General features: G+C 68.8%; 13 protein-coding genes. 5 read left to right on the top strand and 8 right to left on the bottom strand.

Annotated elements, in window-relative coordinates; all coding sequences use genetic code 11:
* Positions 1-102: 102 nt before the first annotated feature.
* Positions 103-1,017 carry a LysR substrate-binding domain-containing protein gene (locus HFGMBDPB_RS20060; protein WP_017406911.1) on the top strand — a complete coding sequence of 305 codons (915 nt, stop codon included), beginning with the start codon at positions 103-105 and terminating at the stop codon, positions 1,015-1,017.
* A gap of 33 nt (positions 1,018-1,050) precedes the next feature.
* Here the strand turns inward: HFGMBDPB_RS20060 and HFGMBDPB_RS20055 are convergent, their stop codons facing one another.
* The 3 genes from HFGMBDPB_RS20055 to HFGMBDPB_RS20045 form a co-directional block, all read right to left on the bottom strand.
* On the bottom strand, positions 1,051-1,497 hold the full coding sequence (locus HFGMBDPB_RS20055; protein WP_016449728.1) for a GatB/YqeY domain-containing protein: 447 nt from the start codon (positions 1,495-1,497) through the stop codon (positions 1,051-1,053).
* Positions 1,498-1,613: 116 nt separating this feature from the next.
* Positions 1,614-1,826: a 30S ribosomal protein S21 gene (rpsU, locus tag HFGMBDPB_RS20050; protein ID WP_003052999.1), complete on the bottom strand. Its 213-nt coding sequence runs from the start codon at positions 1,824-1,826 to the stop codon at positions 1,614-1,616.
* Between the two features lie 165 nt (positions 1,827-1,991).
* Positions 1,992-3,212 carry a BaiN/RdsA family NAD(P)/FAD-dependent oxidoreductase gene (locus tag HFGMBDPB_RS20045; protein WP_016449727.1) on the bottom strand — a complete coding sequence of 407 codons (1,221 nt, stop codon included), beginning with the start codon at positions 3,210-3,212 and terminating at the stop codon, positions 1,992-1,994.
* A gap of 69 nt (positions 3,213-3,281) precedes the next feature.
* Here HFGMBDPB_RS20045 and HFGMBDPB_RS20040 point away from each other — a divergent pair, with 69 nt between their 5' ends.
* On the top strand, positions 3,282-3,785 hold the full coding sequence (locus HFGMBDPB_RS20040; RefSeq protein ID WP_034347993.1) for an acyl-CoA thioesterase: 504 nt from the start codon (positions 3,282-3,284) through the stop codon (positions 3,783-3,785).
* Here HFGMBDPB_RS20040 and HFGMBDPB_RS20035 read toward each other — a convergent pair.
* The 5 genes from HFGMBDPB_RS20035 to HFGMBDPB_RS20015 form a co-directional block, all read right to left on the bottom strand.
* Entirely contained in the window at positions 3,772-6,735 is a 2,964-nt protein-coding gene (locus HFGMBDPB_RS20035) for an ATP-binding protein (RefSeq protein WP_212646090.1), read from the bottom strand. The two genes, HFGMBDPB_RS20040 and HFGMBDPB_RS20035, sit on opposite strands and share 14 nt — an antisense overlap.
* Before the next feature lie 252 nt (positions 6,736-6,987).
* The gene (cobA, locus tag HFGMBDPB_RS20030; protein WP_151019989.1) at positions 6,988-7,800 is read right to left on the bottom strand and encodes a uroporphyrinogen-III C-methyltransferase; all 813 of its coding nucleotides are present in this window, start codon (positions 7,798-7,800) and stop codon (positions 6,988-6,990) included.
* A gap of 26 nt (positions 7,801-7,826) precedes the next feature.
* Positions 7,827-8,741, bottom strand: a complete 915-nt coding sequence (gene ybiB / locus HFGMBDPB_RS20025; RefSeq protein WP_034367674.1) for a DNA-binding protein YbiB — start codon at positions 8,739-8,741, stop codon at positions 7,827-7,829.
* Positions 8,742-8,839: 98 nt separating this feature from the next.
* Positions 8,840-11,677, bottom strand: coding sequence for a nitrate reductase (locus tag HFGMBDPB_RS20020; protein WP_212646089.1), 2,838 nt, complete (start codon positions 11,675-11,677; stop codon positions 8,840-8,842).
* Positions 11,678-11,727: 50 nt separating this feature from the next.
* Entirely contained in the window at positions 11,728-12,981 is a 1,254-nt protein-coding gene (locus tag HFGMBDPB_RS20015; RefSeq protein WP_212646088.1) for an NAD(P)/FAD-dependent oxidoreductase, read from the bottom strand.
* Between the two features lie 414 nt (positions 12,982-13,395).
* Between HFGMBDPB_RS20015 and HFGMBDPB_RS20010 the strand changes: the two genes are divergently transcribed.
* The 3 genes from HFGMBDPB_RS20010 to HFGMBDPB_RS20000 all read left to right on the top strand — a co-directional run bounded on the left by HFGMBDPB_RS20010 (position 13,396) and on the right by HFGMBDPB_RS20000 (position 16,420).
* Complete coding sequence (locus tag HFGMBDPB_RS20010) at positions 13,396-15,084, top strand: methyl-accepting chemotaxis protein (protein WP_016449720.1); 1,689 nt, start codon at positions 13,396-13,398, stop codon at positions 15,082-15,084.
* Positions 15,085-15,206: 122 nt separating this feature from the next.
* Entirely contained in the window at positions 15,207-15,857 is a 651-nt protein-coding gene (locus tag HFGMBDPB_RS20005; RefSeq protein WP_016449719.1) for a DUF937 domain-containing protein, read from the top strand.
* Positions 15,858-15,979: 122 nt separating this feature from the next.
* Positions 15,980-16,420 carry a CBS domain-containing protein gene (locus HFGMBDPB_RS20000; RefSeq protein WP_016449718.1) on the top strand — a complete coding sequence of 147 codons (441 nt, stop codon included), beginning with the start codon at positions 15,980-15,982 and terminating at the stop codon, positions 16,418-16,420.
* Positions 16,421-16,442: the final 22 nt, after the last annotated feature.

Here is a 16,442-nt window from a genome sequence, read left to right as displayed (position 1 = left end):
ATATGAAGCGGCGCCGCTGACAGCCAGGCCGCATGCATGGCATTGTTGGCTGCGCCAGGGCTAAATACAATCGGCCAACTGTGGTTCCATTATTTACAGATCGTGAATAAACAGCCGTCTCCCGAAGACCTGCGCGTCTTCACCGTGGTGGCCCGCAAATCCGGCTTTGCCGCTGCGGCCGAGGAATTGGGGGCCTCGCCCGCCTATGTGAGCAAGCGCATCCGCCTGCTGGAAGAAGAGCTGGGCGTGAAGCTGCTGCACCGCACCACGCGCCGCGTGGCCGTGACCGAGGAGGGCGAGCGCGTCTTCCACTGGGCGCAGCGCATCCTCGACGACATGGACCAGCTGATGCAGGAGGTGGCCATCACGCGCAGCGAGCCGCGCGGCCTGCTGCGCGTGAGCAGCAGCTTCGGTTTCGGGCGGCATGTGATCGCGCCCGCGCTTTCCAGGCTGGTGGAGCGCCATCCGGGGCTGCAGGTGCGGCTGGACGTGTTCGACCGGCTGGTGGATGTGGCGGGCGAGGGCTTCGATCTGGATGTGCGCGTGGGCGACGAGATCGCGCCCCACCTGATTGCGCGGCGCCTGGCCGACAACCACCGCGTGCTGTGCGCCGCGCCTGCCTACCTGGCGCGCCGTGGCACGCCGCGCACGCCGGCCGAGCTGTCGGCCCATGACTGCCTGGCCATCAAGGAGCGCGACCAGGCCTTTGGCGTGTGGCGGCTGCGCGCGGGCGCGGCCGAGCAGGCGGTGAAGGTCACGGGGCCGCTGTCGGCCAACAACGGCGAGATGGTGGTGCAGTGGGCCGTGGACGGTCGCGGCATTGCGCTGCGCTCGCTATGGGATGTGGGCGCCCATCTGCAGGCCGGGCGCCTGGTGCAGGTGTTGCCCGAATGGCGGCAGGAGGCCAATGTCTGGGCTGTGTATCCGACGCGGCTGCAGCTGTCGGCCAAGGTGCGGGTGTGCGTGGAGTTCCTGCAGGAACACTTCAAGAAGGAGTGGATGGCAGCCGCTCCCTGAGCGGGGCGGCTGCTGCAGCGGACTGGCCGGGGATCAGCCTGCCAGGGCGGCCTTCACTGCGGCGGAGACCTGGCCCATGTCGGCCTTGCCTGCCAGTTGCGCCTTGACCGCGCCCATGACCTTGCCCATGTCGCCGGGGCCGGATGCGCCCAGTTCGGCCACGATGGCCTTGACGGCGGTGGCCACTTCCTCGGCCGACATGCGCTCGGGCAGGTAGGCGGTCAGCACGGCCATCTCGGCCTTTTCCTTGTCGGCCAGGTCCTGGCGGCCCGCGCCCTCGAAGGCGGCGATGCTGTCCTTGCGCTGCTTGATCAGCTTGTCCACGATGGCGATGACGGCGGCGTCGTCCAGCTCGATGCGCTCATCGACTTCCTTTTGCTTCATCGCTGCCTGCAGCAGGCGGATGGTGCCCAGGCGCTCGCTGTCCTTGGCGCGCATGGCGGTCTTCATGTCTTCGGTGATCTGGGCCTTGAGGCTCATGGCTTTTCTCCTGAGGTGATGGCGTCGGAAAACACGGAACAAAAAACAAAAAACCCGCGCCTGGCGTCCCGAGCGCGGGTTTTGCGGCTGACGAGAGCCGGCTGGTCAAGGGCTGATCAGTACAGCTTCTTGGGCAGCTGCATGCTGCGAACGCGCTTGTAGTGACGCTTGACGGCGGCAGCCTTCTTGCGCTTGCGTTCGGCAGTGGGCTTCTCGTAGAACTCGCGAGCGCGCAGGTCGGTCAGCAGGCCGAGCTTTTCGATGGTGCGCTTGAAGCGGCGCAGGGCAACTTCATAGGGCTCGTTTTCTTTTACGCGGATGGTGGTCATTAGCTAGATTTCCAGATATCTGTGCTGACAGCGGGTTCCCGGGAAGATCGGGCCTGAGAGCCATGTTCAGCGGTTGGTCCCCGTCCAAAGTTAACTAGTATTGGCCGACGGGGCGATTGCCAGCAAAGCGGGCGATTATACGCGAGACGAAAGCGGTCTGACAAATCAGGCAGAAGGCAAGGCCTGCGCACAGGCGTGCCCACTGGCCCAGGCCCATTGGAAGTTGTATCCGCCGAGCCAGCCGGTGATATCCACCACTTCGCCAATGCAGTACAGGCCCGGCTGGGTCTTGCATTCCATGGTCTGCTGCGAGAGCGCCCGCGTGTCCACGCCGCCCAGCGTCACTTCCGCCTTCTTGTAGCCTTCCGTGCCCGTGGGCACGATCTCCCAGCGTGACAGGCGCTCGGCCAGCTGGTTCAGGGCCTTGTCGGAGGCTTCGGCGATGGGGCGCTGCCAGGCAGCATCCTGCTGCACCCAGGCATCGGCCAGTCGCGAGGGCAGCCACTGCGCCAGTTCATTGGCGATGAGCTTGCGCGAGCGCGACTTGGCCCTGAGCAGCTCGCCCTGCAGGTCCACCTCGGGCGCGAGGTTGATGCTCAGGGGCGTGCCGGGCTTCCAGTAGCTCGATATCTGCAGCACGGCCGGGCCCGACAGGCCCCGGTGCGTGAACAGCAGGTCTTCCATGAAGGCCATGCGCTCTTTCTTGCTGCCGGTGCTGATCTCCACGGGCAGGGCCAGGCCCGCGAGCTGGGCGTAGGGGGCCCAGGCGTCGCCATCGAAGGTCAGCGGCACCAGGCCCGGCGTGCGTTCGACCAGGGGCAGGCCGAATTGCTGGGCCAGGCGGTAGCCGAAGTCGGTGGCGCCGATCTTGGGGATGGACAGCCCGCCCGTGGCGATGACCAGGCTGGGCGCCTGCACGGCGCCCCGGCTGGTCTGCAGGCGGTATTGGCCGTCCGAGTGCGCCACGGAATCGACCTTGCAGGGCTGCCAGCGCTGCACGCCGCCGGCCTGGCATTCGGCCAGCAGCATGGCGATGATGTCTTCGGCCGAGCGGTCGGCAAACAGCTGGCCCTTGTGCTTTTCATGGTGGGCGATGCCGTGCCTGTCCATGAGCGCAATGAAGTCGGCCGGCGTGTAGCGCGACAGGGCCGAGCGGCAGAACTGCGGGTTGCCGCCCACGAAGTGCTTGTGGGGTGCGCGCACGTCCAGGTCGCGGTTGGTGAAGTTGCAGCGGCCACCGCCCGAGATGCGGATCTTCTCTGCCACCTTCTCCGCGTGGTCCAGGAGCAGCACCGACAGGCCACGCTGTCCGGCCTGGGCCGCGCAGAACAGACCGGCCGCGCCGGCGCCGATGACGATGGCGTCGAAAGAGAGGGAAGAGGTCACAAAAACGTCACTCGGGGGGCAAAAGGGCGCCCATTCTCGCGCAATGGCGCTTTTTCCTAGAATCCCGTGATGAATTTCCCATCGCACCAGCTGAGCATGACTGTGCTCATGTCGCCCGACATGGCGAACTTTTCGGGCAACGTCCATGGCGGCGCCGTTCTCAAGCAGCTCGACCAGGTGGCCTATGCCTGCGCCAGCCGCTACGCGGGCCGCTATGTGGTCACGCTGAGCGTGGACCAGGTGATGTTCCTGCAGCCCATCCACGTGGGCGAGCTGGTGACGTTCCTGGCCAGCGTCAACCACACGGGCAAGTCGTCGATGGAGATCGGCATCAAGGTGGTGGCCGAGGACATCCGCACCCAGGTGGTGCGCCATGTGAACAGCTGCTTTTTCACCATGGTGGCCGTGGACGAGAACAAGCAGCCGGCCGCCGTGCCGACGCTGGTGCCGTCCAACGACGAGGAAAGGCGCCGCTGGCACGCTGCGCTGATCCGCAAGGACCTGCGCCGCGAGCTGGCCCAGCGCTTCGAGCAAAGCCGCGTGACGGCCAGCAGCACGGTCAGGCCGGGCTGAGCGTGGAGGGCGCGGCGGGTGGCGGATGCCAGGTGCCGGGCGTGCCGCCCTGCAGCTCGTTCCGCACCTGTTCGATGACGCGCCTGAGGTCTTCCATGGCAGCCGGCTTGGACAGCACCTCGTCGGCGCCGGCCTGCAGGTAGCGCAGCGCTTCGGAGGCTTCGGGGCTGGCGGTCAGCGCGATCACGCGGCAGTGGCGCAGCTGGTTTTCGGCCTCGCGCTGGCGCAGGCGCCGGATGAACTCGAAGCCGTCCATGAGCGGCATGCGTCCATCGGTGATGATGAGATCGAAGGACTCGACCAGGCAGCGTGCCCAGGCTTCCTGTCCATCGCCGGCCAGGCAGATGCCGTGGCCCAGCGCGGCCAGCTGGCTCTTGAGCAGCTCGCGGTTGAACAGATAGTCTTCCACGGCCAGGATTCTGAGGTCGGACCCGGACCCGGGCTGTGATGCGGGCAGGGGCTCGGCACTGGCCTGGGGCTTTCCTTGCAGCGCCACCGAGGCGGGCAGGACCAGGGGCAATATTCCCTCTGACGCGGGCGTGACGTCGGCCTGCATGCGGTGGTCCGGCTCCACCAGTGGCAGGCTCAGCCTGACCGTGAAGCGCGAGCCTCGGCCCGGTGCGCTGTCCACCGTGATGGTTCCCCCCATGTGCTCCAGCAGGCGCCGCGTGATGCTCAGGCCCAGGCCGCTGCCAAAGGCCCTGTCCTGGTGGGCGCCTTCCACCTGCGAGAAGGGCTGGAACAGCCGGGCCTGGTCCTGCGGCGCAATGCCGATGCCCGTGTCCTCGACCTCCATCTGCAGCAGCAGACGGTCATGCCGGCTGGCGCCATGCGCGCGCAGGGTGACGCTGCCGCGCTCGGTGAACTTGATGGCATTGCTGAGCAGGTTGAACAGCACCTGCTTGAGATGCAGCGGGTCGGCCGTCACGCTGTGGTCCACGCCGCTGCCCACTTCGGTGCGCAGCGACAGCCGCTTGCCGTGGGCCAGGCCTTGCAGCAGCGGGGCCATGCCTTCGATCAGCGGGCGCAGTGCCACGGGCTGGAGCGTGGAGTCGATATGGCCCGACTCGATGCGGTGCAGATCCAGCACATTGCCCAGCAACAGCAGCATGCCCTGGGCGGCCTTGTGGGCGGAGGCCAGCATATCGCGGTGGGGCAGGCCGAGCTTTTCCCGGTCCTGCGCCAGTTCCAGCAGGCCGATGACGGCGCTCAGCGGCGTGCGTATCTCGTGGCTGGTGGTGGACAGAAACTGGCTCTTGGCCTGGTTGGCGGCCTCGGCGCGCCGCTCGGCCCGGCGTGTCCTGCGCATCTGGCGGCTCAGGTAAAAGCCCCAGACCAGTGAGATGACCGTGACCAGGGCCAGCGCCCCGGCCAGCAGCAGCAGGCGCTGGCGGTGCTCGCGCCAGAAGCTCGCGCCGTTGCCGTTATGGTGCGGCGCCCAGTGGTGGACGATTTCGGCCACCTCTTCGGGTGCGATGGACAGCTGGGCCTTTTCCAGGATGCCCAGCAGTTCAGGTTCGGCGGCGTGCACGGCCAGGCTGATGGGGCGGGTGTAGTCGTCCAGGATGCCGGTGAGCTGCAGCCGGCTGCCCAATTGCTGGGCGTTGGCATAGCGCGCCGCGTAGTCGTTGCCCACGAAGGCATCGCTGTCATTGGCCGCCACGCTGGCCAGGGCCTGGGTCAGGTCGGCATACAGCTGCAGCCGTATGCTCGGATGCTCCCTGCGCACCGTGCTTTCGAGAAAGAAGCCCGCCACCATGGCCACGCGCTTGCCCTCCAGTCGCTGGAGGTGGTGTATGGGCTTGTCGCGCGGGGTGCCTGCGTTGGCCTCGGGCCGGGCCATCACCACGACCGTGCTGCGCAGATAGGGCGGCAGCAGCCTGATATCGGGCGAGGCCGTGGGCGGCGAGGTGTACGCCGGGGTGAGCAGGGCCTTGCCGGAGCCCAGCATGGTTTCGAGTTCGGAATAGTTGCGCGCGGCGATGTACTCGAACTGCAGGCCGGCGCGGCGGCTGATCAGGTCCAGGTAGTCGGGGCCGATGCCCTGGGCCTGGCGGTCGGCATCGAGCTGTCCCAGCGGACCCAGCGAGCCGTTGAGGACCACGGGAATGCGCGGATGGGCATCCAGCCACTGCTTTTCCGAGGGCGTCAGCGCCACGCGGTCGCCGCCCAGCAGCGGGCGGCGGCTTCCACTCCAGCTGCGCAGGATGTCGTCGCCGTGCTGCACGGTGATGCTGGGCAGGGCCTGGTCCAGGTAGGCCTTCAGCTGTGCATCGCCATGCCTCACCAGCATGCCGAAGCCACGGCTTTCTATGGGCGCAAAGCCCTGCACGCGCAGGTTGAGCAGGTAGTTGGCCTGGATCAGGTAGTGCACCGTGACCGTGTCGCCGACGAAGCCGTCGATCTCGCCCAGGCTCAGCGCCTCCAGCGCGCGGCGGGGTGTTTCATAGGTCAGCAGCTCGCTGAGGGGGTAGGCGGCAGCCACCTGGGAGCGCAGCAGCTGGTCGGGCGTCATGGCCAGCCGCGCACCCCGGCGCCTGGCGTCGAAGGGAGCATTCGACGGGGAGACCAGCACGGGCTGGCTGGGCAGGTAGGGCACGCTCAGGGCCAGGTCGGCGCGCTCGGCTTCCAGCTCGGTGCCGCCGCAGGCCAGGTCGATCTCGCCGCGGCGCAGCGCATCGAGCACGGCCGCACGCGATCCATAGGACTTGAAGCGCACGGGCGTGGGAAAAAGCAGGCCCAGGTGGTCGGCCGTGATGCCCTGGAAGCGATCGCCATCGATCATGCCCAGCGGCGGATGGTCCGGCGTGGAAATGCCCAGCGTCAGCGGCCCGCGCGCCTGCAGCCATTGGCGGTGCGCAGGCGTGAGCCAGGGCTTGGCGCCTGCCGTGACGCGCGTGGCCAGCACCATGTCGGCGCCGCTGGCCAGGCCGGGCATGGGCATGGCCATGCCAAGTGCGCAGCCGGCCAGCAGTTGGGCCGCCAGGTGTCGGCATGCCGGCCACCATGCCTGCGTCGCTGTGGAAGTGAGAGTACGGCTTGATGTTTTCATTGAATCCCCCGGTGGCGCTGCCGCCGTCCGGCGCAGCTGACGGCCTGCGAAAACGGTCTAGACGCTGTTTTCGGCAACCAACAGGAGATTTTTAATGAAAACTAATGATTTTATCTATCGATAGATTTTTTCTTTGTTGCGGCTCGGCACTCAGGCGGCAGCAACCGCAGGGTTGGGCTGCTCCTGGGGTTCGGCCATTGCCCGAATGCCATGGACCACATCTCCAACGACGATGACGCTGGGGCTGCCCAGGCCGGTGTCGGCAATGCATTGCACGAGCGTGTCCAGCGTGGCCAGTGCATGGCGCTGCTGCGGCAGGCTGGCGTGCTGGATCACGGCCACGGGCGTGGCGGCGGGCAGGCCGTGCAGCAGCTCGGCGCGGATGTGTTCCACGCTGCTCACGCCCATGTAGATCACCAGGGTGAGCCGGGCATCGCGCGCGGTGGCGGCCAGCTGGCGCCAGTCCGTGCCGCTGTCGCCGGGCTTGGCGTGGCCGGTGATGAAGACCACGCCGTGCGCCCGGTCGCGGTGCGTGAGCGGCGCGCCCAGGCTGGTGAGCCCGGCCAGGCCGGCCGTGATGCCGTTGACGACCTGGACCTCGATGCCGGCCTCGCGCAGATGCTCCACCTCTTCGCCGCCGCGCCCGAAGATGAAGGGGTCGCCGCCCTTGAGGCGCACCACCGTCTCGCCATCCTGCACGGCGGACAGCATGAGCTTTTCGATGAAGGCCTGGGGCGTGCTCTTGCAGCCGCCGCGCTTGCCCACGTAGACGATGCGCGCCGTGGGCGAGGCATGGGCCACGATGGCATCGCTGACCAGGTCATCGACCAGCAGCACGGTGGCCGTCTGTATGGCCTTGAGGGCCTTGATGGTCAGCAGCTCCGGGTCGCCGGGGCCGGCGCCGACCAGGGTGCAGCTGCCGCGCCGGGCGGTGTTTGCGGGGGTGGGGGACGGGGTCGTCATGGCGGGGCTCCGTTTTTCTGGGGTGTTCAGCGAATCTGATCGGCAAGGTGGACGATGTGTTCCACCTGGCGCGTGAGCGCCGGCGGCACGGGCAGGCGGCCCGCAAGCACGTCCTCGGTGTAGCGCGCCGTGGTGTCCACGTCGATCTCGGCGGGCAGGCCCGGGATTTCGGAGGCCGTGCCGCTTTGCTGCTCGGCCAGCAGCTGGTGGGCGCCTGCGACGAATCCGTCGTAGCGCGGCAGCCGGCGCGGGTCGGCCGCGACCTCGCCTTCCAGCCCGCGCGAGAGCAGCACATTCATGCCCAGCGTCCCGAAGGTGCCGTGCAGCATGGGCAGGTACTCGGGATGGGTGTAGGCCGTCACCAGCAAGGACGGGCCGTCGCAGGGCGCCAGCAGCTTGACCACGCTGTGGCCCGGATTGCGCAGGCCGATGACCTCGCGCACGGACAGCAGCCGGGCCAGCGCCGGATGCAGGTGTTCGGTATGCAGATGGGCCACCTGGCCGCCATCGAGTGCCTGGGGTGCCTGCAGCGGCGCAATGCCCAGCGCCTGCAGCACATCGCTGGCCAGGATGCGCCGCGCCTCGGTGCGCATGCCGTGCAGCAGCACGGGCAGGCCTTCGCGCGCCAGCAGCAGGGCCAGCAGGGGCGTGAGCACGGGCAGACGGCGCGCGCCGTTGTAGCTGGGCAGCACGATCACGGGGCGGCCATGGGCCGATGCGGGAAAGCGCGCGGCGCGCGCATGCACGGCATCCAGGAAGCCGCTCATCTCCTCGACCGTCTCGCCCTTGATGCGCATGGCGATGCAGAAGGCGCCGATCTCCAGATCGGTGACGCCCCCGTCCAGCACCTGGCCGAACAGGTCGGCGGCCTGCGCGCGCTCCAGCGCCTTGGCTCCGCGTGCGCCGCGGCCTATTTCCTTGATGTATTGGCTGATGCCCATGGCGTGGTGATCGTGGGTGGAATCCTGTGGGCGCATATTTTCCCGCAGGTTTCATTACTTTTCGCTATATATGCAAACCTGTCGTTCCATGGCCTCTTTCATGCCGCCTGCGGGCTGGGCGCAACGGGGATGTGGCGCACCAGGCGCTTGAGTTCAGGCAGGCAGGAGCCGCAGTTGGTGCCGCAGCGCAATTGGCCTTGCAAAGCGGCCAGGCGGGCATCGTCGCTGCCCTCGCAGCGCGCAAGCACGCCTTCGATGGCGGCCTCGTCCACGTCGAAGCACGCGCAGACCTGGCGCGTGCGCTGCGCCAGGGGCAGCGGTGCCGAGGCCGAGGACATGAGCAGCAGGCGCCCATAGTCCTGGGCCGGCAACTGGTCCTTCAGCAGGGTGCCCAGCCAGCTGCCGGCGCGCGTGTCTCCGGCCAGCAGCAAGGCTTCGACCGTGGTGGACAGGCTGGTGCGGTCCAGCCGCAGCGCACGGCTGTGCTGGCGGCGGCGGTCGCTGTAGCGCAGGGTGTCGGCGGCATCCAGGCCCAGCAGGGACTCGATCTGCGCGATGAGGGCGTCGTCGGGCGCCTCATGCGCGGCGGCGCGCAGCAGCACTCCGTGGCGGGCGCGGGCGGCGTCCTGCAGCGGCACGGCATTGCCGAAAGGCACGCAGCTGGCAAAGCCGAAGTGCGGCATGAGGGCAGACAGCTGCTCGCGCACGGCCAGCACGCGGTCCTCGGGCAGCCAGGCCATGGCCAGCAGGGTCCATGGCAGAGCGGCCTTTTGCAGCTTGACGGCCGTGTGCTTGAGTTCAGGCTGCTTGGATGCGGGGCAGAAGGCCGGCGTGGTCAGTGCGTTGAGGCCCCCCGTGGCCGTGCCGCCCAGGTACTCGCCGCCCCAGTGCATGGCCATGAAGAGCTGGGAGGGCGCGAGCGTGGCATCGGGCTGCACCGGCACCAGCAGGGCACCGCGGCGGCTGCTCACCTGCACCAGGTCGCCCGCGCGCAGGCCGCGCTCGGCCATGTCCTGCGGATGCATCTGCACACTGGGCTCGGCAGCCTGGCCGAACAGTCGTCCCAGCTGGCCCGTGCGGCTCATGCCGTGCCACTGGTCGCGCAGCCGGCCCGTGGTCAGGCTGAAGGGGTAGCTCGCATCGGGCGACTCGGCCAGCGGCTGCCAGGGCAGCAGGGCAAAGCGGGCGCGGCCATCGGGCGTGGGAAAGCGGCCGTCTTCGTAGAGCCGTGCGCGGCCCAGGGCTGCGCCTTCGGGCAGCGGCCATTGCTGGGGGCCTTGCGCGTCCAGCAGATCCCAGGACAGGCCGGTGATGTCCAGGTCACGCCCGCGCGTGCTTTCGCGGTGCTCGTTCCAGATGGCTTCGGCGCCTGCGGCGGCGTCCTCGGTGTCGTAAGGGAAGAGGCTGGGCCGGCCCGGGCGCAGCCGCGTTTCCATGCGCCGCGCGCAGTCCACGGCGATGCGCCAGTCATGGCGCGCGGCGCCCGGTGCGGCCACGGCGGGGCGCACGCGCGAAATGCGCCTTTCGCTGTTGGTCACCGTGCCGATCTTCTCGCCCCAGGTGGTGGCGGGCAGCAGCAGGTCGGCGTAGGCGCAGGTGGCGGTGGTGGCGAAGGCCTCCTGCACGATGACGAATTCGGCCCGCTGCAGCGCGCGCCGCACCAGGGCCTGGTCGGGCATGCTTTGCGCGGGGTTGGTGCAGGCTATCCACAGCGCGCGGATCTCGCCCTCGGCGGCGGCCTCGAACATCTCCACGGCGGTCTTGCCAGGGCGGGGCGGCACGGCGTCCACGCCCCACAGGGCGGCCACTTCGGCGCGGTGGGCCGGGTTGGCCAGGTCGCGGTGGGCCGACAGCAGATTGGCCAGCCCGCCCACCTCGCGCCCGCCCATGGCATTGGGCTGGCCCGTGAGCGAGAACGGTCCCGCGCCTGCGCGCCCGATCTGGCCGGTGGCCAGGTGCAGGCCGATCAGCGCGGCGTTCTTGGCCGTGCCGTTGCTGCTCTGGTTCAGGCCCTGGCAGTACAGGCTGAGCGTTGCGCCACGGGCGGCGCCGTCCCGCGCATCTCCTCCCAGCGCGAACCACTGCGCGGCCTGGAAAAGGTCGTGGCGGGGCAGGCCGCAGACCTCGCTCACGCGCTCGGGCGTGGCCTGTCCGAGCAGGGCCTGCAGATCGGCAAAGCCGCTGGTGTGGCGCGCGATGTAGTCCCGGTCCAGCCAGCCTTCCAGCTCCATGATGTGCAGCATGCCGTGGAACAGCAGGGTGTCGCTGCCGGGGCGCAGCGGCAGGAAGAGGTCGGCCATGCCGGCCGTGTCGGTGCGGCGCGGGTCGGCCACGATGATCTTCATCTGCGGCCGCGCGGCACGCGCCTGCTCGATGCGCCGCGTGAGCACGGGGTGGGCCCATGCCGCGTTGCTGCCGACGATGAACAGGCAGTCCGCATGGTCCACGTCCTCGTAGCAGGCCGGTGGCGCGTCGGCGCCCAGCGTGGCCTTGTAGCCCGCCACGGCGCTGCTCATGCACAGGCGCGAATTGGTGTCGATGTTGTTGGTGCCGATCAGGCCCTTGGCCAGCTTGTTGAAGACGTAGTAGTCCTCGGTCAGCAACTGGCCGCTCACATAGAGGCCCACGGCGTTGGGGCCGTGCTCCTGCACGATGGAGGCCAGCCTGCCGGCTGCCAGGTCCAGCGCGGCATCCCAGCTGATGTCCCGGGGCGCCGCCCCGCGCGTGGTGCGCAGGGCGGGCTGCAGCAGCCGGGTCTGCCGCGCCAGGGCGGGCGAGGCCGTCAGATGCAGCGTGCTGCCCTTGGTGCACAGGCGGCCGTGGTTGGCGGGGTGCGCCGGATCGCCACGCACGCCCGTGATGCGCGCACCATCGCTTTCGATGATGACGCCGCAGCCTGTGCCGCAGTAGGGGCAGGTGGATCGGGTTTCTTGCATGGTGGGCCTGGGGTGGATGAGGGAAGGGCAGGGCACGGGGGCGGGCGCCGTCACGGGCCGCTGGCCGGGTCGGCCTGGCTGGCTTGACTTTCGCCGAACATGAGGCGGTCGCGCAGTTCCTGCACTGCCACGCCATCGCGCAACAGGCGGAAGTACCAGCCACCGTCTTCGGTGTCGCCATACAGGCAGGCGCCGACCAGTCTGTCGCCGCGCAGCACCAGCTTGCGGTACACGCCCGCGCCGGGGTCGCTGAGCACGATTTCCTCCGTGCCGTCGTCGCCGCGGAAGTCGCCTGCGCTGAACAGATGAATGCCCGTGACCTTGAGCTTGGCCGAGGTCTGCGAGCCCGGATAGCGGCCGATGCCGATTTCGGCCAGGTGGTTGGCCAGCACCTTGCCCTGCTCGAACAGCGGCGCCACCAGCCCGTAGGCCACGCCCCGGTGCGCCGCGCATTCGCCCACGGCATAGATGCGCGGGTCGGTCACGGTCTGCAGCGTGTCGCTGACCACGATGCCGCGCTGCACGTGCAGGTGCATCTGCTCGGCCAGCGCGGTCTCGGGTCGGATGCCCACGGCCATGACCACGAGCGAGGCCGGCGCATCGCGCCCGTCCTGCAGGTGCACGCAGGCCACGCGGCCCCGGCCATCGCCCGTCAGCGCGCGGGTCTGGGCCTGCATCAGAAAGCGCATGCCGCGCTCGGCCAGCGAGGCCTGCAGCAAGGCGGCGGCGGTCTCGTCGAGCTGGCGGTCCAGCAGGCGCTCGCCCGCATGCACCACGGTGACCTCCATGCCGCGCTTCATGAGTCCGTTGGCGGCCTCCAGGCCCAGCAGTCCGCCGCCGATGACCACCGCCTGGCGGTGGCTGGCGGCCGCCGCGATCATGGCCTGGGTGTCGGCAATGTCGCGGTAGCCCAGCACGCCTTCCAGCTCGCGCCCGGGCACGGGCAGCATGAAGGGGCGCGATCCCGTGGCCAGGATCAGGCGGTCGTACCCGGCGCTCACGGGCTGGCCGGTGGCGTCCACGGCGTGCACCACGCGGCGCGCCCGGTCCACCGCATGCACGCGGCAGCCTGCATGCAAGGTGATGCCGTGCCGGGCATACCAGGACCAGTCGTTGAGGATGATTTCGTCCAGCTGCTGCTCGCCCGCCAGCACCGGCGACAGCATGATGCGGTTGTAGTTGGGGTGCGGCTCGGCGCCGAACACGGTGATCTCGTAGAGGTCGGGCGCGATCCTGAGCAGCTCTTCCAGCGTGCGCACGCCGGCCATGCCGTTGCCCACCATCACCAGCCTGGATTTCTTCATTGCGCCCCCGCATCGGTTCGAAAAGCAAAAAGGCGTCATCCCCACTGCGCGGCTGCTGCCTGCGCGCGGGTTGACGCCTTTGTCCCTGGGGCAGCGGCACCTCGTTGCGCCTTGCCCCCATGGCCTGCAATGGCCACGCACGGGATGAAGCAAGCGGCATGCCAGGGCGCGCAGCCCTGCGGGGGCGCTGTCCTCGGGGCTGCCGCCCGGCGGCCGAGCCATGGTGGTGCGTCGCATGCCTCAAGGCGGTGCGCCCGCTATCGAGAGCGCGCAATCAGATGTCTGAATCGAATGGAGGTTTTGTGGCGATTTGTTTCAAATGCGACGAATCGGGGTACAACAAGCCACCGGGTCCTGCAGTAAGCCAGGGCCGCAATGACGTGAAGGATTTTTCTTCTTCAAGGGACCACGCCTATGAGAGTGAATCTGCCAGTCAGCACGCGTGAATACGCATTTCCCAAGGGCCAGACCCTGGTGTCCACCACGGACCTGAAGGGGCGCATCCTCTACTGCAACCCGATGTTCATCGAGGTCAGCGGCTACGAGCGCGAAGAACTGCTGGGCCAGCCCCACAACATGATCCGCCACCCCGACATGCCCGAGGAAGCCTTCCGCGACATGTGGGCCACCATCTCGGCCGGCCTGCCCTGGTCGGCGCCCGTGAAGAACCGGCGCAAGAACGGCGACTTCTACTGGGTCATGGCCAATGTCACTCCGCTGATGGAAGGCGACCGGCCCTCGGGCTACATGTCGGTGCGCACCGAGGCCACGCGCGAGCAGACGGATGCGGCCGAGCGCCTCTACGCCACCATGCGCGCCGAAAAGGACGCAGGGCGCAAGGTCCACGTGCTGCGCGCCGGCCATCTGGTGCGCAACAACCTGCGCGGACGTCTTGCCAGCGCGCTGAGCCTGGGCCTGGCAGGCAAGCTGGTGCTGATCTTCTTCCTGGTGGTGGCGGCGGCCTTTGGCGCGGCGATGGCGGGAGGGCACACGCTGGATGCATGGTCCGCGCTGGCCTGGCTGGCGGTCTGCATCTTCACGGGGCTGGCCGGGGCCTGGGCGTACCGGCTGACCGTGGCGCCGCTGGCGCAGATGGTGCTGCAGGCCAACCGCCTGGCGGCCGGCGACCTGACGCAGACCATACGCATCACGCGCAAGGACGTGGTGGGCGATCTGCAGAAGGCGCTGAGCCAGCTCAATGTGAACCTGCTGTCCATCGTGCGCGATGCGCGCGAGGAAAGCGACAAGATGCAGATCTCCACGCGGGAAATCGCGCAGGGCAACCAGGACCTGTCCGCGCGCACGGAAACCCAGGCCGGCAACCTGCAGCAGACGGCGGCCTCGATGGAGGAGATCACGGGCACGGTCAAGCACACGGCCGAGTCGGCGCGCCAGGCCACGGACCTGGCCACCCAGGCCAGCGAGGTGGCCGAGCGCAGCAGCGGCGCCGTCGACGGCGTGGCGGCCACCATGAAGCAGATCCAGGCCGCGTCGGGGCGTATCGGCGAGATCACGCAGCTCATCGACTCCATCGCCTTCCAGACCAACATCCTGGCGCTGAACGCCGCCGTGGAGGCCGCGCGCGCGGGCGACCAGGGCCGGGGATTTGCGGTGGTGGCGGCCGAAGTGCGCAGCCTCTCGCAGCGCACGCAGGCAGCGGCCAAGGAGATCCGCGAACTCATAGACGACTCCGCCGCCAAGGTGCTGGATGGCAATCAGCGCACCGAGGTCGCGCAGAAAACCATGACCGAATCGCTGGACCTGGTGCGGCGCGTGAACCTGCTGATCGGCGAAATCCACAGCGCCTCCAACGAGCAGCTCAGCGGCATCTCGCAGGTCAACGCGGCCGTGGCGCATCTGGACAACATCACGCAGCAGAACGCGGCGCTGGTGGAGCAGAACGCGGCATCGGCCATGGCCTTGCAGGCCCAGGCGCAGACCGTGTCGGAGACCGTGCAGGTCTTCCGGCTGGACGCCACGGCCCGGGCACCGGCGGCCGTGGCCGACGCAGTGGCGCTGCGCCGGTCCATGAAGGCGCAGGCGCCGCTGCCGCCGCTGCGGCCGCCGCGCACCCAGCCGCAGCCGGCGCTGACCACGGGCTGAGCGCGATCCGGGCGCTGGAAAACATCGTTGACACTTGGGGCGCTGCGCCGTCATGCCCGCTGCACCGGCCGGCGCTACCATGTGACTTTGTGTTGACCGGGCGACCGGATGAAGGAACGACCATGAACTCCAGCTCTTCCCTGGCCGCCGAACTGATGGCCCAACTGCAGGGCGCGCCCATGCAGCAGATGGCAGACCAGATCGGCGCCAGCCCCGCTCAGACCGAAAGTGCCGTGGGCGCGGCCCTTCCCGTGCTGCTGGGCTCGCTGGGCCGCAATGCGGCCGATCCGCAGGGCGCGGCCAATCTCTTCGGCGCGCTGCAGCGCGACCACGGCGCGGCCAGCGGTGGCGCCGGCGGGCTGGATCTGGGAGGCCTGCTGGGCTCGCTGCTGGGCGGCGGCGCAGGCGCAGGCGGCAATGCGGGCGGCGGGCTCGACGGCGCAGCCATCCTGGGCCATATCCTGGGCGGCAACCAGCAGCGCGCGCAGGACGGACTGGGCCAGGCCACGGGCCTGGGCAGCGGCGGCGCGGCCCAGCTGCTGCAGCTGCTGGCCCCCATCGTCATGTCCTTTCTTGCACAGCGCGTGAGCGCAGGCGGCATGGATGCCGGCGGCCTGGGCCAGGTGCTGGGCCGCGAGCATGCGCAGGCGCAGCAGCAGGGCGGTCTGGGTGGTGGTTTGCTGGGCAGCCTGCTCGATCAGGATGGCGACGGCCAGGTAGGTCTCAGCGATCTGATGAAGATTGGTGGCAGCCTGCTGGGCGGCCGCCGCTGAAGGGCCGCATTCACTGAATCGGGCAGGGCCGGTGCGTGTGCATACACGCGCTGGCCCTGTTGCTTTTTGGGCGCAGTTCGGATGACACTAGAACCGAATTGGCGAACGACTGAAAGGCACTCATGACAGCAGTTGCAGACATTCTCAAGTCCAAGGCCACCAGCGCGGTGTACAGCATCGCGCCTACCGATTCCGTGCTCGACGCGCTGCGGCTCATGGCCGACAAGGGCATTGGCGCCCTGCTCGTGATGGAGGGCAGCGAGATCGCCGGCATCGTCACCGAGCGCGACTACGCGCGCAAGATCGCGCTGCTGGGGCGCACCTCCGGCGCCACCCTGGTGCGCGACGTGATGACGCGCGACGTGCTGTTCGTCGGCCCCACCCAGACCACGCAGGAGTGCATGGCGGTGATGACCGAGAACCGGCTGCGCCACCTGCCCGTGGTGGACGAAGGCGGCAAGCTGCTGGGCCTGATCTCCATCGGAGACTTGGTCAAGGACATCATCTCCGAGCAGAAGTTCATCATCGAGCAGCTGGAGCACTACATCTCGGGCCGGCACTGAGCCGGGGCTCGGCCTGCCCGCC

The sequence above is a fragment of the Delftia sp. PE138 genome (assembly GCF_018320755.1).
GTDB lineage: Bacteria > Pseudomonadota > Gammaproteobacteria > Burkholderiales > Burkholderiaceae_C > Comamonas > Comamonas tsuruhatensis.
The sequence above is the reverse complement of the archived record's forward strand: the minus strand, read 5'-3'. Positions and strand labels throughout refer to the sequence as shown.